This is a genomic window from Nocardia sp. NPDC058666, assembly GCF_042714895.1.
GTDB lineage: Bacteria > Actinomycetota > Actinomycetes > Mycobacteriales > Mycobacteriaceae > Nocardia.
Genome location: NZ_JBHXRY010000004.1, coordinates 300286 through 323110, shown reverse-complemented (window position 1 = coordinate 323110; position 22825 = coordinate 300286). Strand labels below are relative to the sequence as shown.

At 67.9% G+C, this 22825-nt stretch carries 18 protein-coding genes; 13 read left to right on the top strand and 5 right to left on the bottom strand.

The window, feature by feature from the left end; translation table 11 throughout:
• Nucleotides 1-19 precede the first annotated feature (19 nt).
• Together ACFWVD_RS13160 and ACFWVD_RS13155 are read left to right on the top strand one after the other, a co-directional pair.
• A complete protein-coding gene (locus ACFWVD_RS13160; protein WP_379242266.1) occupies nt 20-349 on the top strand; it encodes a type VII secretion target in 330 nt (109 codons plus the stop codon).
• Nucleotides 346-1974: a hypothetical protein gene (locus ACFWVD_RS13155; RefSeq protein ID WP_379242265.1), complete on the top strand. Its 1629-nt coding sequence runs from the start codon at nt 346-348 to the stop codon at nt 1972-1974. Before ACFWVD_RS13160 ends, ACFWVD_RS13155 begins: the two co-directional genes overlap by 4 nt.
• Nucleotides 1975-2032: 58 nt before the next feature.
• On the opposite strand, the gene ACFWVD_RS13150 is transcribed toward ACFWVD_RS13155, so the two are convergent.
• Together ACFWVD_RS13150 and ACFWVD_RS13145 are read right to left on the bottom strand one after the other, a co-directional pair.
• Nucleotides 2033-2527 carry a hypothetical protein gene (locus ACFWVD_RS13150; protein WP_379242264.1) on the bottom strand — a complete coding sequence of 165 codons (495 nt, stop codon included), beginning with the start codon at nt 2525-2527 and terminating at the stop codon, nt 2033-2035.
• Between the two features lie 47 nt (nt 2528-2574).
• Nucleotides 2575-3501 (bottom strand): neutral zinc metallopeptidase, encoded by a 927-nt coding sequence (locus ACFWVD_RS13145; RefSeq protein WP_379242263.1) that lies wholly within the window; start codon nt 3499-3501, stop codon nt 2575-2577.
• 207 nt (nt 3502-3708) lie between these two features.
• On the opposite strand from ACFWVD_RS13145, the gene aspS reads away from it, so the two are divergent.
• Nucleotides 3709-5514 (top strand): aspartate--tRNA ligase, encoded by a 1806-nt coding sequence (aspS, locus tag ACFWVD_RS13140; RefSeq protein ID WP_379242262.1) that lies wholly within the window; start codon nt 3709-3711, stop codon nt 5512-5514.
• 70 nt (nt 5515-5584) lie between these two features.
• Nucleotides 5585-6553 carry a DUF389 domain-containing protein gene (locus tag ACFWVD_RS13135; RefSeq protein WP_379242261.1) on the top strand — a complete coding sequence of 323 codons (969 nt, stop codon included), beginning with the start codon at nt 5585-5587 and terminating at the stop codon, nt 6551-6553.
• A gap of 4 nt (nt 6554-6557) precedes the next feature.
• On the opposite strand, the gene ACFWVD_RS13130 is transcribed toward ACFWVD_RS13135, so the two are convergent.
• Nucleotides 6558-7568, bottom strand: a complete 1011-nt coding sequence (locus ACFWVD_RS13130) for a hypothetical protein (protein ID WP_379242260.1) — start codon at nt 7566-7568, stop codon at nt 6558-6560.
• Between the two features lie 193 nt (nt 7569-7761).
• On the opposite strand from ACFWVD_RS13130, the gene ACFWVD_RS13125 reads away from it, so the two are divergent.
• Nucleotides 7762-8931 (top strand): phosphotransferase family protein, encoded by a 1170-nt coding sequence (locus ACFWVD_RS13125; RefSeq protein ID WP_379242259.1) that lies wholly within the window; start codon nt 7762-7764, stop codon nt 8929-8931.
• A gap of 45 nt (nt 8932-8976) precedes the next feature.
• Here ACFWVD_RS13125 and ACFWVD_RS13120 read toward each other — a convergent pair whose 3' ends face one another.
• Complete coding sequence (locus tag ACFWVD_RS13120; RefSeq protein ID WP_379242258.1) at nt 8977-10656, bottom strand: alkaline phosphatase D family protein; 1680 nt, start codon at nt 10654-10656, stop codon at nt 8977-8979.
• A gap of 120 nt (nt 10657-10776) precedes the next feature.
• On the opposite strand from ACFWVD_RS13120, the gene ACFWVD_RS13115 reads away from it, so the two are divergent.
• The 6 genes from ACFWVD_RS13115 to ACFWVD_RS13090 all read left to right on the top strand — a co-directional run bounded on the left by ACFWVD_RS13115 (nt 10777) and on the right by ACFWVD_RS13090 (nt 18201).
• Nucleotides 10777-12153 (top strand): replication-associated recombination protein A, encoded by a 1377-nt coding sequence (locus ACFWVD_RS13115; protein WP_379242257.1) that lies wholly within the window; start codon nt 10777-10779, stop codon nt 12151-12153.
• A gap of 61 nt (nt 12154-12214) precedes the next feature.
• Nucleotides 12215-14878, top strand: a complete 2664-nt coding sequence (gene alaS, locus ACFWVD_RS13110; RefSeq protein WP_379242256.1) for an alanine--tRNA ligase — start codon at nt 12215-12217, stop codon at nt 14876-14878.
• Complete coding sequence (gene ruvX / locus ACFWVD_RS13105) at nt 14878-15426, top strand: Holliday junction resolvase RuvX (protein WP_379242255.1); 549 nt, start codon at nt 14878-14880, stop codon at nt 15424-15426. The genes alaS and ruvX overlap by 1 nt, the downstream gene beginning before the upstream one ends.
• Complete coding sequence (gene mltG / locus ACFWVD_RS13100; RefSeq protein ID WP_379242254.1) at nt 15423-16922, top strand: endolytic transglycosylase MltG; 1500 nt, start codon at nt 15423-15425, stop codon at nt 16920-16922. Before ruvX ends, mltG begins: the two co-directional genes overlap by 4 nt.
• Nucleotides 16912-17736 (top strand): shikimate dehydrogenase, encoded by an 825-nt coding sequence (locus ACFWVD_RS13095; RefSeq protein ID WP_379242253.1) that lies wholly within the window; start codon nt 16912-16914, stop codon nt 17734-17736. The genes mltG and ACFWVD_RS13095 overlap by 11 nt, the downstream gene beginning before the upstream one ends.
• Nucleotides 17737-17772: 36 nt before the next feature.
• A complete protein-coding gene (locus ACFWVD_RS13090; RefSeq protein ID WP_379242252.1) occupies nt 17773-18201 on the top strand; it encodes a B-4DMT family transporter in 429 nt (142 codons plus the stop codon).
• Nucleotides 18202-18273: 72 nt separating this feature from the next.
• Here ACFWVD_RS13090 and ACFWVD_RS13085 read toward each other — a convergent pair whose 3' ends face one another.
• Nucleotides 18274-19866 (bottom strand): GMC oxidoreductase, encoded by a 1593-nt coding sequence (locus ACFWVD_RS13085; RefSeq protein ID WP_379242251.1) that lies wholly within the window; start codon nt 19864-19866, stop codon nt 18274-18276.
• A 246-nt stretch (nt 19867-20112) separates the two neighbouring features.
• Here ACFWVD_RS13085 and ACFWVD_RS13080 point away from each other — a divergent pair, with 246 nt between their 5' ends.
• On the top strand, nt 20113-20439 hold the full coding sequence (locus tag ACFWVD_RS13080; protein ID WP_379242250.1) for a trypco2 family protein: 327 nt from the start codon (nt 20113-20115) through the stop codon (nt 20437-20439).
• Between the two features lie 153 nt (nt 20440-20592).
• Nucleotides 20593-22653 (top strand): hypothetical protein, encoded by a 2061-nt coding sequence (locus ACFWVD_RS13075; RefSeq protein WP_379242249.1) that lies wholly within the window; start codon nt 20593-20595, stop codon nt 22651-22653.
• Nucleotides 22654-22825 lie beyond the last annotated feature (172 nt).

Below are 22825 nucleotides of genomic sequence, written 5' to 3'. Positions count from 1 at the left end.
ACGAGTTGGGGGATTTCGCATGAATCACGTCTCGGTGGAGACACCAGGGGTCGCGGCGTTCGCGGCCGCCAACAGCGCTGTGGCGGGGCAGGTCGCCGCCGCGGGCAACATCGATCTGGTGGCCAGCGTGTCGGCGGCGACGCCGGTGTTCGGCCTCATCGGCGCGGATTACCTGGCGATGTTCGCGGCCGCACAAGCGTTGCAGGCCAAGGACATCAACGATCTGTCGGCCCGGTTCAGCTCGCTGTCCGACGCCGCCTTCAAGTCGTCGGTGACCTTCGAGACCACCGATATCGACAATGCCGCCGAGCTCGCGCGTCAGGCCGCCGGACTCGGAGGCGCGGCATGAAACCGCTGAGCTCCGATGGCGGCGTCATCGCCCCCGAGGCCGCGCTGGCTACCGCCGATGCCGAGATGGCGTCCTCGGCGATGGGTGCGCTGCCGCTGGATACCCAGGCGATCCTGGACGTGCCGTTGATGCAGGTGCCCGACGATCTCGCGGCCGAGGAAGAAGCGGTTTTCACCCTCGCGCAGAAGATCACCGACGAAGCCCAGAACGGCGGCATGTCGCCCGCGGGCCTGGGCGGCCTTGGTGGCTTCGGTGGCGGGCAGCCGCAGGACATGCTGCCCTCCGACATCCTGTCCGGCATCTCCCACGACGCCTCGTCCGCGCTGAGCGGCCTGCAGGGCACGGTCGCCGAGCTCACCGCGCCCGCCTCGGCCGCCGCGATGACCGCGTTCGACCAGGCCAAAGCGGCACTCACCGGCACGTCGGGTGCTTCGGGCGCTGCCGCCGCGAGCCCGTCCGCCGCCGCGCCGACACTGCCGCAAGATCCGGTCGCCGCGCTGATGAACGGCGTGTCACTGCCCGCGCTGCCCGGTGTCGACGCGCTGTTCCAGCCGTTCCTCGACCTGCTCAGCAGCTTCGGCACCGGCGTTTTCAACTCCGTGGACCCCACCGCGATCCTAAGTCAGTCCTCGGCCGTCATCGAACAGGCGATGAGCCTGGCCCAGGGTGGCGTGAAGACCGTCCAGCAGCTGTGGGAGGGCCAGGCCGCCGACGCGGCGACCACGGCCAGCCAGCAGGCGCAAACCCAGGGGCAGGAAACCGGCCAGCGCGGCATCGACATCTCCGCGCTCACCCAGCAGGCCGCCGCGGTCGTGCAGACCGGCAACGCGCAGCTCACTACGATCGCCACCACGTTCGCGGCCCAGGCCACGGCGCTGGCGCCGACGATCATGCTGCCGCCGACCCAGGCCACGCTGATCGGTTTGGCCACCACGCATCTGGGTGAGGCGGTCTCGGTCGTCAACATCACCCGTGGACAGCTCATGGGATACACCGGCGAACTCAGCAATGTGGTCGGGCAGCTGGCCAGCCAGAGCGGTCTGCCGTCGCCGGAGGAAGCACTGTCGGCGGTCTCGGAGAACATCGGCGAGCCGCTGATGACCCAGGCGCAGGAAGCGCTGGGCGGCGGCGACGGCTCGACCGCGGCAGCGGGTGCGAACCCCAGCACCGGTGCGCCCGGCTCGACCGTCCCGGCCGGTCTCGGATCAGGCGGCTCGGGTGGCAGCGGTGGCGGTGGCGGTGGTGGTGCCGCACTCGGCGCGCTCGGAGCAGCGCGCGGTGGTGGCGGTGGCGCCGGTGGTGGTGCCGGCGTGCCGAGCGCGGGCACCCCGAAGTCCAGCGCGGCCATCCCCGGTTCGGCCGTGCCCGCGGGGCGCGCGATGACCCCCGGTGGAATGGGCGCGACCAGCGCCGCGGGCGCCAGTGGTACCTCCGGCATGATGGGCGGCGGCGCGGGAGCGGGCGCGGGCCGTGGCAACAACGAAGAAGAACACAGTCGCAACGTGCAGTTCTACCAAAGCCGCACGGGCAACGACGATCTCACCGGACCGCTGGGTGAATCCACGCCCGAGGTCATCGGCGCGGTCCACGAAGACGAACGCGAACCCGAAGCCGACCGGTTCTGAGCGGTGGAGGTTGCGCCCGGAGTGTGGCTCCGCGGCGCAACCTCGACTGTGGAACGCGTCAGCTCTTGAAGGCGTCGACCAGCTTCTTGTAGAGGTCGGCGAAGCGCTTGCGGGCGGCCTTCTGCTCCGGGTTGAGGCCGTCGGACGCCTCGGGGGAGTAGACGACCAGGTGGGCGTCGTCGGTGGAGTCCTCGGGCATCAGGTCGATGATCTGGGTGCCGCGGTTCTCGCCCGTCGGGATACCGAAGTCGGTGTCCTTCAGCGCGTTGATCTCGTCGCGCGCGGCCGAGATCGCATCGCCGGCAACCTTTCCGGTCACCTTCTTCGGCGCGGTCTCGGGCTTGCGGTCCTTGCTCGCCGCGTCGGGCATGTGCACGGCGGTGCCGTCGGGGAAGATCTGCAGGACCGGGCGCAGGTCGGTGCGCTGCGTCCAGCCCGCCGGGATCGTGGTCAGGCTCACCAGCGGTAGCGGCGCGGGATCGGCCTGGGCGACGGCACTCGCGCCGGGCAGCGCGAGCGCGCAGACGAGCAGTCCGGTCATGGTCGGGCGCATGGGTTCCCCTCGATCGAAAGTCAGTGCGTGGGTGTCGCGTTCGCGGGTCAGCGTAGCCCGGGCGGGTTGTCCAGGTCACGTGCGGAATAGGTGTCGCAGGCCTGCACCGAACCGGTCCGGTAGCCGACGAGGAACCATTTCTGCCGCTGATCCGAGGACCCGTGGGTCCACGACTCGGGATTGACCCCGCGCCCGGCGCTGCGCTGGATACGGTCGTCGCCGACAGCGTTGGCCGCGGACAGGGCATCGCGAATGTCTTTGTCGGACAACGGCTTCAAGAATGGTTGCCCGCCGCCGGGGGAGGGCTGCTTGTCGGCGAAGTTGGCCCAGATCCCCGCGTAGCAGTCGGCCTGCAGCTCGGTGCGCACCGCGCCCGACGTCGCGCCCTGCGGATCGCGCTGCGCCTTGCCGATATCGCCGAGCTGATTCTGGATGTGGTGGCCGACCTCGTGCGCGACCACGTACTCCTGCGCCAACGGTCCCGCGCTCGCGCCGAAGCGGTCGGTTAGTTCCTGAAAGAACCCGGTGTCGAAGTAGGCGGTCTGGTCGGCGGGGCAGTAGAACGGGCCGACGTCGCTGGTGGCATTGCCGCAGCCGGTGCTCACCGAGCCGGTGAACAGCACCAGCTTCGGCTTCACGTACTGCGTGCCGGTCTGTTTCGGCAGCTGCACCGACCACACCGAGTCCAGGCTCTGCGCGGTCGCCACGACCCGGCAGTCCACGTATTTGTTCGCGTCGGCGCCGGTCTTGCAGTGCGCCGGAGTGCCCGCGGTGCCGGGTTCGGCGCCCCCGTACTGCCCACTGGATGCGGGACTCCCGCCGGTACCGGTGAGGTCGACGCCGAACAGGAGGCTGACCACCAACAGGATCAGACCGCCCGTGCCACCGCCGATGGCGAGTTTGCCGCCCATGCCGGGTCCGCCGCCCGACGATGCCCGGCCGGGATCGATCTGCATACCTTCGTTGAAGGTCATCGCGGTACTCGCCTTCGCTCGGTGGTCCAGCTGCCTCACAGCATGATTCACCGTCGGCGGATGCCGCAGACGGTGAACAGTGTCACAAGCTTGACACGGTGGGGAAGATATCGGTTTTCCTCCGGGCACCGTGTCTCACTACGATGGCAGTGCACCGCGTGTTTTCGCGGTGCGACCAGTCCACGAAAGTCTGTCGAAAGGAATACCGTGCTGCGCACCCACTTGGCTGGTTCGCTGCGAGGCGAGCAGGCCGGTCAGACCGTCACCCTCACCGGCTGGGTGGCCAGGCGTCGTGACCACGGTGGTGTGACCTTCATCGATCTGCGTGATGCCTCGGGCGTTTCGCAGGTGGTCTTCCGCGACGGCGATGCGGCCGAACAGGCCCATAAGCTGCGCGCGGAATTCTGTGTGCAGGTCACCGGTGTGGTGGAACGGCGTCCCGACGGCAACGAGAACCCGGAGCTGCCGACCGGGCAGATCGAGCTCGACGCCAAGGAACTGGTCGTGCTCAACGAGAGCGCGCCGCTGCCGTTCCAGCTCGACGAGACCCCCGGCGACGAGGCGCGCCTGAAGTACCGCTACCTCGACCTGCGTCGCGAAGGCCCGGGCCGCGCCATCCGCCTGCGCTCCAAGGTCAACGCCGCCGCGCGCACGGTGCTGGCCGACCACGATTTCGTCGAGGTCGAGACCCCCACGCTCACCCGCTCCACGCCCGAGGGCGCCCGCGACTTCCTGGTCCCCGCGCGCTTGCAGCCGGGCAGCTTCTACGCGCTGCCGCAGAGCCCGCAGCTGTTCAAGCAGCTGCTCATGGTCGGTGGCATCGAGCGTTACTACCAGCTCGCGCGCTGCTACCGCGACGAGGACTTCCGCGCCGACCGGCAGCCGGAGTTCACCCAGCTCGACATCGAGATGAGCTTCGTGCGCCAGGAGGATGTGATCCTGCTGGCCGAGGACATCCTGACCGCGCTGTGGAAGCTGATCGGCCACGAGATCGTCACCCCGATCCCGCACATGACCTACGCGGAGGCGATGCGGCGCTACGGCTCCGACAAGCCAGACCTGCGCTTCGGTGTCGAGATCACCGAGCTCACCGACTACTTCAAGGACACCACCTTCCGGGTGTTCCAGTCCGAGTACGTCGGCGCGGTCGTGATGCCCGGTGGCGCGAGCCAGCCGCGACGTCAGCTCGACGCCTGGCAGGAATGGGCCAAGCAGCGCGGCGCCAAGGGCCTTGCCTACATCCTGATCAACGAGGACGGCACCCTCGGCGGCCCGGTGGCCAAGAACCTCACCGACGCCGAGCGGGACGGGCTGGCCAAGCAGGTCGGCGCCGAGCCGGGCGATTGCGTGTTCTTCGCCGCCGGCGCGGTCAAGTCCAGCCGTGCGCTGCTGGGTGCCGCGCGCGGCGAGATCGCCCGCAAGTGCGACCTCATCGACCCGAACGCCTGGGCCTTCGTCTGGATCGTGGACGCCCCGATGTTCGAGCCCGCCGCCGAGGCCACCGCCAGTGGCGATGTGGCACTGGGTCATTCGGCCTGGACCGCGGTGCACCACGCGTTCACCTCGCCCAAGCCCGAGTCCCTCGAAACCTTCGACACCGACCCCGGTTCGGCGCTGGCCTACGCCTACGACATCGTCTGCAACGGCAACGAGATCGGTGGCGGTTCCATCCGTATCCACCGCCGCGACGTGCAGGAACGCGTGTTCTCGGTGATGGGCATCAACAACGAGGAAGCCCAGGACAAGTTCGGCTTCCTGCTCGACGCGTTCGCGTTCGGCGCCCCGCCGCACGGCGGCATCGCCTTCGGCTGGGACCGCATCACCGCGCTGCTGGCCGGCGAGGACTCCATCCGTGAGGTCATCGCGTTCCCGAAGACCGGTGGCGGCGTCGACCCGCTCACCGACGCGCCCGCGCAGATCACCGCGCAGCAGCGCAAGGAGGCCGGTATCGACGCCAAACCGGTGGTCAAGGGTGCGCCCGACGCGCCGAAAGTTGTTGCGGCCGACAAGTAGCCGACACGCACCGTAGCCCGGTACCTTCTGATCGGTATCGCCCCCCGCGATACCGACCAGGAGGACACCGGTGCTACATCTGCGCGTGATCAGCCCGCCCGACCAGACCGACGAGCTGATCCGGGTCCTGGAAGCCGACGCGGGCGTCACCCATCTCACGGTGGCGCGCGGGATGGCGATCGACCCCGCGGGCGATCTGGTCCAGGCCGACGTGGCCCGCGAAGGCGCCAACAAGGTCCTGGCCGACGTGAAGGCGCTGGGCATCGTCGAGCACGGCGGCATCACGCTGGGCCCGGTCACCGCGGTGCTGTCCGATGCCGCCGACCGCGCGGTGCGGGCGGCGCCGGGCGATCCCTCCGATGCCGTGGTCTGGGAGCAACTGCTCAAGGAGACTCACGAGGAAGCCTCGCTCAACGCCACCTTCGTCGCGTTCCTGACCATCGCCTGCCTGCTCGCCGCGATCGGCGTGGCCACCGATTCGCCGGTCACCATCGTCGGCGCGATGGTGGTGGGCCCGGAGTTCGGACCGCTGGCCGCGCTGTCGGTGGCGCTGGTTCGTCGCAATTGGCGGCTGGCGCGTCGCTCGGTGATCGCGTTGGCGGTGGCGTTCCCGATCGCGATGGTGGTCACCCTCGGCGCGACGATCGTGTGGGAGCAGTTCGGCTGGATCACCACCGCGGGCATCATCGACGCGCACAGCGTCGACTTCATCTACGAGGTCGGCCCGTTCTCCCTGGTGGTGGCGCTGCTGGCCGGTGCGGCGGGGATGTTGTCGCTGGTCACCGCGAAATCGGCGGCCCTGATCGGGGTGTTCATCTCGGTGACGACCGTGCCCGCCGCCGGGTACGCGGTGGTCGCGGCGACGCTGGGGCAGTGGCATCGGGCGTTCGAGTCCGCGGGTCAGCTCGCGGTGAACCTGCTCGGCATCGTCGTCGCGGGAGTGCTGGTGCTGGAACTTCGACCGAAGGCGGGCGACGAGAAGGGCCCGCTCGGACGGTTCAAGCGGGCCATCGGCATGCGGTCAGCGCTCGAGCACTGACCCGCTACACGCGTGCGACCGGTCCGGCGGTCAGCATCCGGTAGGCGAAGGTCACCGCGATCACGCAGACCGGCCCGGCCACGAACAACCCGAGCCCGCACAGCGCCGCCCCGACCAGCGTGACCAGGATGACCGTCAACGCCAACAGCACGCACGCCCACAGATTCGCCAGCACCAGTTGCGCACTGGCCTTGATCGCGTCCACCGGGCCATAGTCCTGATCGATCACGAAGTGCAGCGAGAACATGCACAGGAACCCCGCGATCAACCCCGGCGCCAGGCACAGCGACGACAACAGCAGCGTGATCGTGAACGACAGCAGCGACGTCAGCAAGACATTGCCCGCGTTGACGAATCGGAAGAACGACCCGAAAGCCGGTGGGTACCCATCGGTTTCGTACAGCGCGCCACGCACCATCGCTGCCTGCAGCAACCACAGCGCGACGATGACCACCAGGAACAGCAGCAGCACGCTGAACGGTGAAGTCGGCTCGACGATCTGGACCACCGCGACGAACCCCAGATAGATCAACACCCCCACCGCGATCACGCCCAGCCACGGCCCCGGATTGGCCCGGAATCGCTCCCAGCCGTAGCTCAGCGACTGGCCGACATCCAGTGCCTGTGCTCCCGAATGGTAGTAACCGGGCGTCTGCGGGCCGCCGGTGGGCGACACGCCGGACGCGGGGGTTGCGGGATACCCGGAACTCTCCGGTTTCGTCTGCGGCACGGCATAACCCGAACCCGTGCCCTCGGGTCCGTACTGCGGGCCCGCGCCGGCAATCGGCGGTGCGGGTTCGACGGGTTCGTGCCCGTACTGTGCGGCGCCGGGCCCTTCGAATTGCGGATAGCCCGCGTTACCGGCCATTCCGTGTCGGCTGGGTCCCGTACCGGAAGTCGGTGCGGCGCCGGTGCCCTCGTGTCTGCCCGCGGAGTCGGCGAACTTTCCGCCACCGCCCGGAACAGGCGACCCGCCCGGTGAATCGCTCGATGCGGCGTACGGAGTGTCGGTCACTGTGATAGACCTTTCGACTCAACCGGTTTGCGGTGTGGCGCACAGCAGTTCACGATGAGAAAACCCGACAACCGGCTGATGTGTCAAGCGAACAGGCACATCCGCGCAACCTCGGCGCCAACACGCCGAGCGACGCGGAAAGGTTGTGCAACCGCTCGCTAGAAGTGACGTGTTACGAGTAGTTTGAGAGGCGATGATCGCACTATTGGCCGAACGCGCCGCCGACGTCGTATCCGCAGCACAACAGTTGCTCACAAAGCGAATGGGTGCTCCGGTAAAGCTGAGTGATCCGGTAGAGCTCAGCGGCAGTGGTAGGACGACAGTCCTACGCGTGCGTGTTGCGGAGAACGCATTCTCGTTGCCGCGCACGCTGATCGTGAAACAGGTGCGCGGTACCGCTACCGAGCGGCGCACCGGTGGCATGGCGCCCGGCGTCGCCAGCATCGACGCGGCGTTCCTACGCGAGGCGGTGTCCTACCAGTTCACCACCGCGCTGAGTCGCGAGCAGCGACCCGGTGCGTTCCTGATCGCGCACAGCGTGCCCGACCGTCTGCTGGTGCTGTCGGACCTGGGCGACAACGCGCTGCTCACCACCGTGCTGCAGGCCAGGGTCGAACCGGGCACCCGCAACTCGCTGATGGCGTTCGCGCAGGCACTGGGCCGGATGCACGCCGCGACCGTGGGCCGCGAACCCGACTTCGTCGCACTGATGCGCCGGGTCGACTCGGTGCATCGCGTCGACGGCATCGCGCAACAGGCCCAAGCCGCCATCGCCGAGGTGCCCGGCCTGCTGCAGGCCGAGTTCGGGATCGACGTGCCCGGTGAGATCGCCGAACGCATCGTGGCGGGCAACCGCCTGTTCACCGGTGGCCGTTATCGCGCGTTCAGCCCGTCGGACCTGTGCCCCGACAACGTGATCATGAACGACGAGGGCGCGCGTTTCCTCGATTACGAGTGGGGCGGTTTCCGCGACGCCACCCTCGATATCGCCTACGCGCTGGTCTCGTTCCCCGGCTGCCTGTGCGATTTCGAACTCGCGCGCAGTCGCGCCAAGGAAATGGTCGAAGCCTGGCGCTCCGCGGTGGTGGGCGTGTGGCCGTCGCTGGCCGACGACACGATCCTGGCCGAACGGATCCTGGAAGCCCGCCTGATCTGGGTGTGGCTGTCGACCTACTGGTTCCTGCCCGCCGACCACGCCCGCGTCGCCACCGCCCGCGAGCACGGGCTTTCGGTGCCGCGCTCGGAGGCACTGATCAACCGGTGGTCCGCGCTGGCCGAGGACGCCAGGATGACCGGCGACGACGCGGTCGGCGACTTCGCCGAACAGGTCTCGGCGATGCTCGAGGAACGCTGGTCGGAGTAGTCGCGGGGGGGGGGGGGGGGGGGACCCCCCCCCCCCGCGCCCGGCTCAGCTCGTCGGGGTCGCGCGCTGTTCGATGCGGCCACCCGCGGGCACCGCGAACGACATCCCGTGGCGCACGCCGGTGCCCGGATCGGTCACGTCCAGGACGTAGAACCAGTCCATCTGGGTCTGCCCCGCGGTGACGTCGAGCACGCCGAAACCGTGCGAGTCGAGTTCGACGTACCGCAGGTGGTGGTTGGCCGCCTTGATGGCCTCTTCGGCGGGGATCGACGCCGTCCGCGGCGGCATCTTCAACGTGTCACCGACGCTGGACGAGGTGACCGACGGGATGACGAACTCCACGCCCACCGTCGGGCCCGCGGGGTAGTTCGCCGGGTTCACCGGCAGATCCGACGCCCAGGAGGTGTGGATGTCGCCGGTGAGGAACACCACGTCACGTACCTGATTGTGCGAGATCGCGTCGAACAGGGTGCGCCGGTCGGCGGTGTAGCCGTCCCACTGATCGCCGTTGACGGTGATGCCGCCCTGCGGGATGCCCAGCGCCGTCGTGATGGCCTCGGTGGTGGCCGATTCCAGCGGCGGGAACACCAGCGGCGCGACCATCACGGAGTTGCCGATCAGCTTCCAGCGGGCGGGGGAGGAGGTCAGGCCCGCGGTGAGCCATTCCATCTGGGTGCGGCCGGTGAGCGTGCGGGACGGGTCGTCGGCGTGGCGCCAGCCCGCGACCGGTCCGGCTTCCTCGTCGCGGTAGCTGCGCAGGTCCAGCATGGACAGTTCGGCCAGGGTGCCGAAGCGCAGTCGCCGGTAGATCTGTACCTGGCCGTCGTTGCGGGTCGCGCGCACCGGCATCCACTCGAGGTAGGCGCGGGCGGAGGCGGCTTTGCGGTCGGCCCACGGTCCCTCGGTGGCGGGGTCGTGGTTCTCCGCGCCGTCGCGCCAGGAGTTGTCGGCGGATTCGTGGTCGTCCCAGGTGCAGATGAACGGCACGGTGGCGTGCAGGGCCATCAGGTCCGGGTCGGTCTTGTACTGGCCGTGGCGGGTGCGGTAGTCGGACAGGCTGACGATCTCGTTGACCGGGTCGTGTCCTCGCACGGCGCCGTTGCGGCCGGTGTACTTGCCGCGGGCGTATTCGTAGATGTAGTCGCCCAGGTGCACGATCGCGTCGAGGTCGGTGCGCGCGGCCAGGTGCCGGTAGGAGCCGAACCAGCCCGCTTCCCAGTTGGCGCAGGAGACCAGGCCAAGGCGCAGTCGGTCGACGTCGGAGTCGGGCGCGGGGGCGGTGCGGGTGCGGCCGACGGGGGAGGTCTGGCCGCAGGCGGTGAAGCGGTAGTAATAGTCCTGACCGGGGGTCAGGCCGGTTGCGTCGACCTTGACGGTGTGGTCGGTGCCGGTCGAGGCCGTGACGGTGCCGGTGGCGGCCAGGGTGCCGAAGTCCGGGTCGGTGGCGATCTCCCAGCGCACCGGGGTCGCTTCGCCGAGGCCGGAGCCGGGTGTGGCGTCCTCGGCGACGGTCACTCGGGTCCAGAGGATGACCGCGGTCGGTAGCGGGTCGCCCGAGGCGACGCCGTGTTGGAACACCCCGCTGGTCGCGGCGGCGCGGCCGGTCAGCGCGACGGTGGTCAGTGCCGCCACCGCGGCGACGCTGCCGCCCTTGAACAGCGTGCGTCGAGCGAAGGAGGACTCGGCGGGGATTTCGGCGATTTCGGCCACGATCAGCGATTTCATCCCACGCGAGGCTTCCGCGCAAGTCTTTGCGACAAGTGTTGGTCAACTGTCCATGTTTTGGGCAGCTGTTCGTTCGGCATCGGCCGGTCGAACGGGGGTCGCGGCTGCGCTTCCCCGAACATGTCGGAGGGGCTGAGTACCCTGCACAACGTGAGCGACAGCCTTTTCGACGTGCCCGGCGAACGCGCGTCCGCCGACTCCGGCGCCGACGCGGCGTTTCGTCGTGATTCCGGCGCGCCGCTGGCGGTTCGGATGCGTCCCGCCAACGTCGACGAGGTGATCGGCCAGGCGCATCTGCTCGGCCCCGGCTCCCCGCTGCGCAGGCTGGTCGAAGGGTCGGGTGCGGCATCGGTGCTGCTCTACGGCCCGCCCGGCACCGGAAAGACCACCCTGGCCTCGCTGCTGTCGCAGGCCACCGGTCGCCGGTTCGAAGCGCTGTCGGCGTTGTCTGCGGGCGTCAAGGACGTGCGCGCGGTGATCGACCTGGCCCGTCGCCGACTCACCGCGGGCGAACAGACCGTGTTGTTCATCGACGAGATCCACCGCTTCTCCAAAACCCAGCAGGACGCGCTGCTCGCCGCGGTGGAGAACCGGATCGTGCTGCTGGTCGGCGCGACCACCGAGAACCCGTCGTTCTCCGTGGTCTCCCCGCTGCTGTCACGCTCGCTGGTGCTGCAACTACAACCGCTGACCCCCGACGACATCCGCACCGTCCTGGCACGCGCGATCACCGACCCGCGCGGCCTGGCCGACACGATCGCTGTCACCGAAGACGCGATCGAACACATCGTCCGAATCGCCGGTGGCGACGCGCGCCGGGCACTGACCGCGCTGGAAGCCTCGGCCGAATCCGCCACCGACGGCACCGTCGACCTGGAAACCGTCGAGGCCACCGTCGACAAGGCCGCCGTGCGCTACGACCGCGCGGGCGACCAGCACTACGACGTGATCAGCGCCTTCATCAAATCCATTCGCGGCTCCGACGTCGACGCCGCCGTGCACTACCTGGCCCGCATGCTCGCGGCCGGCGAAGACCCCCGTTTCATCGCGCGCCGCCTGATGATCCACGCCAGCGAGGACATCGGCATGGCCGACCCGATGGCCCTGCAAACTGCCACCGCCGCGGCCCAGGTCGTCCAGCAGGTCGGCCTGCCCGAATGCAAACTCGCCCTGGCCCAGGCCACCATCCACCTGGCCACCGCCCCCAAATCCGGCGCGGTCACCAAGGCGATCGACAAGGCCATGTCCGATGTCTCCCGCGGCAAGGCGGGCTCGGTCCCGCCCTACCTGCGCGACGGCCACTACACCGGCGCGGCGCTGCTCGGCAATGCCAAGGGCTACAAGTTCCCGCACAACTCCCGCGAGGGCGTGGTCACCCAGCAGTACCCGCCCGACGAACTGGTCGGCACCGACTACTACTTACCCACCGAACACGGCAACGAACGCGCCATCGGCCCGCGCGTGGACAAGCTACGCAAGATCGTGCGCGGGCAATAGTGGTGCGGACCACCCCGGTCGATGAAAAAGCACCTGGACCGCACCGGTAAGCTGGATATTCGTGCAGACCCACGAGATTCGACGACGGTTCCTGGACCATTTCGTCCGTGCCGGACACACCGAAGTTCCCACCGCTTCGCTGATCCTGGCCGACCCGAACCTGTTGTTCGTCAACGCAGGTATGGTCCCGTTCGTTCCGTATTTCCTCGGTCAGCAGACCCCGCCGTACGCCACCGCGACCAGCGTGCAGAAGTGCGTGCGCACCCTCGACATCGAGAACGTCGGCATCACCACCCGCCACAACACGTTCTTCCAGATGGCGGGCAATTTCAGCTTCGGCGACTACTTCAAGCGTGAGGCCATCACCCTGGCCTGGACGCTGCTCACCGACAGTGTCGAAGACGGCGGCTACGGCTTCGATCCCGAGCGCCTGTGGGTCACGGTCTACCTCGACGACGACGAGACCGAGCGCATGTGGCTCGAGATGGGTGTGCCCGCCGACCGCATCCAGCGTCGCGGCATGGCCGACAACTACTGGTCGATGGGTATCCCCGGCCCGTGTGGTCCGTGTTCGGAGATCTATTTCGACCGCGGCCCCGAATACGGCGTCGAGGGTGGTCCTGAGGCCGACGAGGATCGCTACATCGAGATCTGGAATCTCGTGTTCATGCAGAACGAGCGTGGCGCGGGCACCAGCAAGGACAACTTCGAGATCCTGGGCCCGCTGCCCAAGCAGAACATCGACACCGGCATGGGTGTCGAGCGTGTCGCGTTCCTGCTGCAGGGCGTGGACAACGTCTACGAGACCGACCTGATGCGCCCGATCATCAACAAGGCCGAGGAACTCACCGGCCGCTCCTACGGTGTGGAACACACCGATGACGTGCGCTTCCGCGTCATCGCCGACCATGCCCGCACCGCCGCGATGCTCATCGCCGACGGCGTGAACCCCGGCAACGACGGCCGCGGCTACGTGCTGCGCCGCCTGCTGCGCCGCATCGTGCGCTCGGCGCGGCTGCTCGGCGCCGAAAAGCCCGTGATGGCCGAGCTGATCAAGGTCGTCACCGACCTGATGGCCCCGTCCTACCCCGAACTCGCCACCGATTTCGCGCGCATCGAGACCGTGTCGGTCGGCGAGGAGATGGCGTTTCTCAAGACCCTCAACACCGGCGAAACCCTGTTCGACAACGCCGCCACCGCGGTGAAGTCCAAGGGCGGCAAGCAGATCACCGGCTCCGACGCCTTCGCCCTGCACGACACCTTCGGTTTCCCGATCGACCTCACCCTCGAAATGGCCGCTGAGGCAGGCCTTTCCGTGGACGAAGAGGGCTTCCGGTCGCTGATGGCCGAGCAGCGCAAGCGCGCCAAGGATGACGCCCAGGCCCGCAAGCACGCCCACGCGGATCTCACCGTCTACAAGGAACTGGTCGACCGCGGCGCCACCGAGTTCACCGGTTTCGACGAACTCACCTCCGAGGCCAACGTCCTCGCCCTGATCGCCGACGGCGTGCGCGTCCCGGTCGCCACCGCCGGTCGCGACATCGAGGTCATCCTCGACCGCAGCCCCATGTACGCCGAGTCCGGTGGCCAGATCGCCGACCGCGGCACCATCACCGCCAACGGCCTGAAGCTGCAGGTCAACGACGTGCAGAAGATCGCCAAGAAGGTCTGGGTGCACAAGGCCACCGTCGAGGCCGGTCAGATCACCGAGGGCGATGTCGTTGTCGCACAAGCGGATCCGGCCTGGCGTCGCGGCGCCACCCAGGGTCACTCCGGTACGCACATGGTGCACGCCGCGCTGCGCCAGATCCTCGGCCCCAACGCCGTGCAGGCCGGTTCGCTGAACAAGCCCGGCTACCTGCGCTTCGACTTCAACTGGCAGGGCGCGCTGTCGGAGCAGCAGAAGGCCGATATCGAGGTCGTGTCCAATGACGCTGTGGGCGCGGACTTCCCGGTGAACACCTTCGTCACCGATCTGCCCAAGGCCAAGGAAATGGGCGCGATGGCGCTGTTCGGCGAGAACTACGGCGACGAAGTGCGCGTGGTCGAAATCGGCGGCCCGTTCTCGATGGAACTGTGCGGCGGCACCCACGTGGAGCACTCCTCGCAGATCGGCCCGATCACCCTGCTCGGCGAGTCCTCGGTCGGTTCCGGCGTGCGTCGCGTCGAGGCTTTCGTCGGCCTGGATTCCTACAAGTACCTGGCCAAGGAGCGTGCGCTGCTGGCCGGTGTCGCGTCCTCGCTGAAGGTGCCCTCGGACGAGGTGCCCGCGCGCGTGGAGCAGCTCGTGGAGCGACTGAAGGTGGCGGAGAAGGAACTCGAGCGCACCAAGATCGCCGCGGTGCTGTCGTCGGCGGGCACGTTCGCCGACCAGGCCGAGCGGGTCGGTGCGGTGCGTCTGGTGGCCGCCGCGGCGCCCGAGGGCGTGTCCGCGGGCGACCTGCGGACCCTGGCCACCGACATCCGTGGCCGACTGGGCAGCGAGCCCGCGGTGGTCGTGCTGCTGGGCAATGTCGACGGAAAGGCGCCGTTCGTGGTGACCGTGAACAAGGCCGCGCAGGATCTGGGCTTCAAGTCCGGTGATCTGGTCGCCGCCTTCGGCCCCAGCATCGCCGGACGCGGTGGCGGCAAGCCGGAAATGGCGCAGGGCGCGGGTTCGGATCCGTCGGGCATCCCGGCCGGTTTGACCGCGGTCCGTGCCCGGGTGGCCGAACTCGCCGGCTGATGACCTCCCCTGAGTCGTCGGACACCGAGGCCGACCGACCGCACCCGGAGACCGATCCCGGACGGGGTCGCCGGATCGCGATCGACGTCGGCAGCGTGCGCATCGGGGTCGCCTCGAGCGACCCCGACGGCATCCTCGCCACGCCGGTGGAAACCGTCGCGCGCGCGAAGTCCGGTGGGCGCGCGGGCGGTCCCCCCGCCGATATCGCAAGAATTGCCGACATTGTGCGGGAGTATGAAGCGGTCGAGGTGATCATCGGCCTGCCACGCACATTGCGCGGCGAAAACGGTACCGCGGCGGGTATCGCACGCAAGTTTGCCAAGCAGTTGCGGCGGGTGATCGACCCGATTCCGATACGCCTTTCCGACGAACGTTTGACTACGGTGTCTGCTGCACGTGCGCTGCGCGACAGTGGAGTTCGCGCACGTGGCCAGCGGCAGATGATCGACCAGGCGGCAGCCGTGTCGATTCTGCAAGGATGGTTGGACGAGCGGAGTTCGATGTTGAAGGACGCACACACGGCGAATGCGGTCGGAGATGATGCATGACCGACCGATGGACCAGGGCCGAGGAACGCTACCGAGCGCGCGAGGCTGATCGGCGCTATCCCCGTCGCAACGACTGGGGCATCGATGCCCGCACCGTGCGCGGCGAACCTCGCCCGGAACCCGATCGCGGCGAGTGGGACGAAGACGGCACCGACGTGATCCCGCCGTACGTGGACGAGGTCTACGAGGACGAGATCGTCGACGCCGAACCCGAGCCCGAACCGGTCGTGCCGCCGCGTCGGGTCGGCCAGCGTGCCCCCGCGCCCGAGCGTGCCCGACGCGGCGCGCCCTCGGGACGGGGCAAGTCCGCCCGCGCCAAATCCCGGATCGCCTCCCGCAAAGCCGCCGAGCGCAAGAAGCGCCGCCGCAACATGTGGGTGGTCGCGGCGGTGTTCCTGGTGTTGGTCGTGTCCGCGGCCGGTTTCGCCGGGTACAAACTCGTGGGCGGCCTGACCCCCGCCGAGGATTTCGCGGGCCCGCCCGGCGAGCTCGTGGTGGTCCAGGTGCATCCCGGTGACACCGCCACCCAGATCGCCGACACCCTGCACGAGAAGGGTGTCGTAGCCAGCTCGGAGGCGTTCTACGAAGCGGCCGTGCGTAATTCGAACATGAACAACGTGCAGCCCGGTTTCTACTCCGTGCCGCTCAACAGCCCCGCCGAGCACGCGGTGACCACCCTGGTCGCCGACCACTCGCGCGTGGGCAATGTCGTGGTCTCCGAGGGACGGCTGCTGCACGACCAGCTCGACGTGCACACCGGCGCCCGCAAGGAAGGCATCTACACCAAGATCGCCGGCGCCAGCTGCCTCGGCGCCGCACCCACCGCCAAGTGCGTGACCTACGAACAGCTCGACGCCGCGGGCTCGAGCACCGACCTCGCTGCCCTGGGCGTGCCCGACTGGGCCAAGCAGCAGGTCGCGGCCGCACCGGACCGGCGCAGGCAGCTCGACGGCCTGATCGCCCCCGGCACTTTGGATTTCGATCCCAGCGGTGGCGCGGTGGGGATCCTGCGTCAGTTGATCACCTCCAGCGCGGCACTGTACGAGTCCACCGGGCTGCTGCGTTCGGGCGCGGAAACCCAGCTCAACCCGTACCAGACGTTGATCGCGGCCTCGCTGGTCGAACGTGAGGCGCTGCCCCCGGACATGCCGAAGGTCGCGCGCGTGATCGTGAACCGCCTGCGCGTGGACCAGCCGTTGCAGTTCGACTCGACGGTGAACTACTCGCTCGACGAAACCGAGGTCGCCACCACCGACGACGACCGCAGCCGCGTGACGCCCTGGAACACCTACGCCATGCCCGGCCTGCCCGCGAATCCCATTGCGGCACCGTCGATCAAGGCGTTGAAGGCGATGGAGAATCCGGAGCCGGGCAAGTGGCTGTACTTCGTGACCATCGACAAGAAGGGCACGACGCTGTTCACCGAGACCTACGCCGAGCATCTGCGCAATATCGTGAAAGCGGAGCAGAGCGGGATCCTCGACAGTGGGCGTTGAGATCTCGCGCAAGGCGGCGGTGCTCGGTCAGCCGATCGCGCACTCCCGCTCGCCGCAGCTGCACCTGGCCGCGTATCGCGCGTTGGGTCTGGACTGGACCTATGAGCGGATCGAATGCGACGCCGCGCAGCTGCCGGGGTTCGTCGGCGGACTCGGCCCGGAATGGGTCGGACTGTCGGTGACGATGCCGGGCAAGGAAGCCGCCCTGGCTTTCGCGGACGAGCGCACGGAGCGGGCCGTGCTGGTCGGTTCGGCGAACACGCTCGTGCGGGTGGATGCCGGGTGGCGTGCGGATTGCACCGATGTCGACGGGGTGCTGGGCGCGTTGCGCGGCGGTGGGGTGTCCACGATCGACGAGGCCGTGGTGATCGGGGCCGGTGGTACCGCTCGGCCTGCGCTGCTGGCGTTGTCGGAACTGGGCGCGAAGACGGTGACCGTGGTCGCGCGCGATGCCGGACGGGCGCGCAGTGCGTTGTCGTTGGCCGACGAGCTCGGCATGGTCGCCACCGTGGTGCCGCTGGATTCCGACCAGGTGCGCGCGGCGTGTGCTCGCGCGGGCGCGGTGGTCAGCACGGTGCCTGCCTCGGCTGCCGCGGCGATCGCGACTTCGGTTGCGGCCGCGCCGGTCGTTCTCGACGCGATCTACAACCCCTGGCCGACACCGCTGGCGACCGCGGTCGAGGCCGCCGGACACATCGTGGTCAGCGGCATGCAGATGCTGCTGAACCAGGCTTACGGTCAGGTCGAGCAGTTCACCGGCCGGCCTGCCCCCCGCGCGCAGATGGCGGCAGCTCTCACCGATCCGCAGAATTGATACCGGTTCTAGTTCTATCGAGTTAAGGTGTTGCCCATGACCGCCTGGGTGTTACGAGCCGCCGTCCTCGCCGCAGTGGTCACGACCCTGCGCGTACTGCTCGGCTTCGTCATGGACTCCTGGCCCACCCACGGCACCTTCTGGCGTGCGGGCTGCCTGCTCGTGATCGTGGCGGTGGTGGTCGCCTGGGGCGTGCGCGACGGACGCTCGGGCGCCGACGGGCTCACCGTGCGGTGGCTGGTCGTGGGTTTCGTAGCCGGGATCGTCAGCTCGGCGGTGTGCTGGATGCTGGACCAGGTGCCCGGCATCGAACTCGGCGACGCGGGCCTGCTCTACGAACTGACCTCGGCGGCGTCGTTCATCCTGCTGCTGGTGTTCCTGCCCGCGATGGTGGGCGTGGCGTTCGGCCACTCGCGCCGGACCGCTTCTCCCGCAATCGAATCCGAGTACGCCACCGCGAGCTGAGTCCACCGCGGTTGTCCCGCAACAGAATTACGGGGTCGCGCGGGTTATGCCGCGCGACCCCTTCGCATTGAATCAGCGTGCCGCGGTGAAGAACTTGTCCATGCACCGCTCGGCGAACGCCGCCACGGTCAGTGACGGATTGACCAGCGCGGCCGAGCCCGGCAGCAGAGACCCGTCCACGACGAACAGATTGTCGTACCCGTGCACCGCACCGTCGGTGGTGCAGGCCTTGCCCATCACCATGCCGCCCAGACCGTGGTAGCTGGAGTAGCTGCCCATCCCGATCTGCCGCGGCCACACCGGAACACCGTTGGCGGCGAACCCGTTTCGATCATCGGCCAACTGCTTGAACTTCCCCGCCATCCACTGCGAACGCAGATCCGCCTCATTGCCCTCGGGGAAGGGGTAGTTCAGTTCGGCGCGACCCAGCGCGGCGTTGTAATCGATGGAACCGCGGTGCTGCGGGTCGGTGATGATCAGGTGGGTGGTGAGACTGTTCAAGTCGACCCCGCCGATCGGCGGCACGGCCTGCCACGCCATCGAGATCGAACCGCGCTCATGGGTGTCGTCGTAGACCAACGCGACACCGGGACCGCCGTGGGTCGAGCCGTACGGGCGACGATTGTTGAGACGGTTGAACAGGAAGTCACCGTTGGTGCCGTAACCCTGGCCCACATGCTGGTTGAGATTGCGCAAGTGCCCCTTCGCCTTCGCCGACACCAGCAACGCGGGGGTGTAGTACGAGCCCGCCGCCATGAACAGGTAATCGGCCACGACCTGCGTGGTGCTCAGTGTGGTGCCGAACTCGTCGAGCTGGCGTACCGAGATCGTGAATTGCTTTCCGGATTCCCGGATTTCGGTGACCTCGTGCAAGGGCTTCACCGTGACCTTGCCGGTCTGTTCGGCCCAGGCCAGGTAGTTGCGGTCGACGCTGTTCTTGGCGCCGGAGTTGGTCCCGTTGTTCATCTCGGCGATCGAAATGGAGCGCACCCGTTCGCCGGCCAGTTCGGCCCGCACGATGTCCCAGTCGATACCGAAGTCGAAGAAATGCGGTTCCAGGCCCGCGTCGGCGATGTCACGCAGCCACGACTGCGCACCGAGGTAGCTCGGGTGCGCGAGGATGTCGGCGGGCAGGGGACCGCCGCCCAGGTTCTTGCGGGCGCGCGCGTAGTAGACGTCGGCCATCTCGGTGTAGCTGAGCTCGCGGGGAAAGCTGGCTTCGAAGTCGCGGCGGCGCGGCTGGGCGAGGAACCCGCCGAAAACCAGGGAGCCACCACCGACACCGGCGCCGTAGAGCGACACCAACCCGTTGCCGCGCACGGCATCCAAAACCCCGGCATAACGGTCGATCTTCTGCACCTGCTGCATCGGCGACAACACCGGCGAATCGCTGAACCAGGCGGCGCGACGATCGGGCGCGGAACTGGAACAGAACGTGTCACCCGCCGCAGTGATCGGCCACCGACGACCCCGCTCGAGCACGATTGTCTTGATACCCGCCGTACCCAGCCGGTACGCGGCAACCGCCCCACCGAACCCACTCCCGATCACGACCGCGGTCTTCCCCTGATCCGCCTTCGCGGACCCGACCCCCAACGCGCCTGCCGCGATCCCTACTCCGGCTGCACGCAGCGCCGTCCTACGTGTGAAACGAACGTCCCTCATGGCGCGGACTGTACCAATCGGTCTCCTACCGAGCACCGTGAGTTCCACTGTGCGGGTAGACAACCGCTGCCGTGTTCACCGGAGACTGGTATGTGCCCGCCACCCACGATGAGGTAGATGTCGCCATCCTCCTACCGTCCTGGTGAAAGTTGAATGCCACCAACCGGTTTCGTTGCAGTAGTGGGCGGAGGGAAGGCTCGGCGCATACGATGTAGCGGCCTGTATGCCGATGACGATGGGGAGATCATGGATATCGAGTTGGGCGACGCTGTCGCGGCACTGCGGGACCAGTTGGTGCGTGCCGCAGCGCAGGGAAGTGATGCGGGATTGCAGTTCGCGGTGGGGCCGATCGAGATGTCATTCGAGGTAGAACTGCGTCGGGATGCGAAGGCGAAGGCAGGTTTCAAGGCGTGGGTGGTTACCGGGGATGTGGAGGCCGGCGTCGGTCACGCCCGTAAACAGCGAGTGACTCTGTCGCTGACCCCGAAGCTGCCGGGCGGTGGCGACGTGCTGGTCGGCAGCGACCCCGGCGAGGACGGACCGGGAGATCTTTCCGAGCGGATCGACCCGTAACTAGACGGCAAGACCGAAAGCCTCTCGGGTCGAGGGGTTTCGAAGAAGGGGTGGGGTGGTTCGGTGCGGTGGGAGCAGTTGCTGCGGGTGACGGGCGAGCGTGCGGGGTCCGGATACCTGATCGCGCCACTGCTGGTGCTTACGTCCGCTCACGTGGTCGGGGAACTCGGCGCCGAGGTGCGCTTGTTCCGCCCCGGCGCAGCTGGCATATACCGGGGGACTGTGGTGTGGCGCGGCCAGCCCGGTGGACGGGACGATGCCGCCTTGGTTCACCTCGGCGACCCGACGTGGAAGCCGCCTGTCATGCGCCCGACGGTGTGGGGTCGAACCGTCACGCATGAGCCGAAGATCCCGTGCAGGACATGGGGTTTGCCGGATTTCGCGCAGCATGACAGCTCGCCCACAGAGACTGCGCAACCGACCGGGGTGATAAGTCCGGGAAGCGGGTTGGTCCGAAACCGCTACATCCTCGAGCTCGATGCCCACCCTCCGACCGATCTCGGTGATTCGCCCTGGGCGGGACATTCCGGCGGTGCCGTCTTCAGCATGAGCTCGCATATCGGCGACAACCCGCTTGTCGGTGTCGTCGCGCTCGATCCTGCTCATCGTTCACACGCGGCCCTTGCTGTGGTGCCGGCGTACGTACTGCTGGCTTCTGCCGGGTTTCGGGCAGTCATCGAGGAGCATGTCGGCCCGCACGGATTGCGGTGGGAGCCGGTCGAATTGCAGGGGTTGATGGACCGCCAATCGCCCCTTCGCTCCGTGAAGCCCGCCGCGACCCCAGCATCGTTGCTGCTGGCGCGTCGCGCGGTGGTTCCGTTTCGCCCAGGACGCGAGGAACTGCTCGAGGAACTGCGGGCATGGGCCGACAGGCCGGGCATAGGGGCACGACTGGTCTACGGAAAGGGCGGGCAGGGAAAGACCAGGCTGGCACAGCATTTCGGTGACCAACTCACCGTGCAGCGCTGGACGGTCCTGTGGCTGGACCCGCGCACCGCCACCGACCAGTTGGCGGTGATTGCTAGGGTCACAACCCCGTTGTTGGTGATCATCGACTACGCCGAAACGCGCGTCACCCAGGTCCAAGACCTGTTCACCGCTCTCGCCACCGTGGTTGGGGATCGGCCGGTGAAAATTCTGCTCATGGCCCGCGCCCTCGGGGAGTGGTGGCCCAGGATCGCCAGGGGCAGCGAAATCGCCGCCGACCTCATCGACACCGCTCCCATCAGCGAGCTGCCAGCCCTGGACCAATCGGCGAAATCTCGCATGGACACGTATCGGGCGTCGGTCGAGGCGTTCGCTGCCGCCCTGCCGGCGTTGGATGGTCCATCTGCGAACACAGACTGGCCTCGCGCCGCCGAGCGGGTCTTGGCCGCCGATCCCCTTGAGAGCGGTAGCGATACCACGGCATTGGCTGTGCAGATGCGTGCCATGATCGCACTCCTCGACACCGCCACTGACACACCACCTCTCCTCGTGAGGGCGCGCAGCTTGGAGGATCGGGTCCTGGACCACGAGCGCCTCTATTGGACCGACATCGCCACCGGCTATGGCCTGGTCGCCAGTCTCGGCCTATCCACTCTCCAAGATGCTGTTGCTGCTACTGCTGTCCTGGCGCCGACCACCGTGACCGATCTCGAGAGGGTCCTGTCCCGAATCCCGGAACTAGCCGACCAGTCACTGCTGACCCGCAACAATGTCCGAGCCTGGCTGATGAACCTTTATCCCGGCGAAACACCGGAGTCATTCGCAGGCTTGGCACCCGACCGACTAGCCGAGCATCACGTCGGTCTCCTCATACTCGATCACAGCCGCCCCTGCATCATCGAATCTCTTATCCCGAAACTGCGCACCGACGAGGAGACCCGACAGCTCCTAACGGTATGTACCCGCGCCGCGGCACACTCCATGCTGACTCCCGCAGTCGGCCATCGCCTGACAAGGTGGTGTCGCGAATATTCCGAGACGTTGCTACCGCGTGCCATCGAGGTCGCGACCAGCGTCGAAGCGCCCGCACCACTGACCGATGCGCTCTCCGAAATCATCGCCGACACCACCATCTCGACTGGCACCCTCATTCAGTTGCAAGCCAGCCTTCCAAACGTCAGTTACGTCCTCGCCCCGGTCGCGGCAGACCTTGCAGCTGTACTTACCAACCGCTACCGCACCAACAGTCTTTCACCCGAAACTGACCTCAACTCGCCTGGATTTTGATGCACCTGTCGGTCAGCTTGGGTGAGTTGGGTCGGCGGGAGGAGGGGTTGGTCGCGGCCGAGGAGGCGGTGGAGATTCGGCGGGTGTTGGCGCAAGCGCGTCCTGATGCTTACCTGCCTGACCTTGCGTTGAGTTTGAACAATCTCTCGGTCCGCTTGGGTGAGTTGGGTCG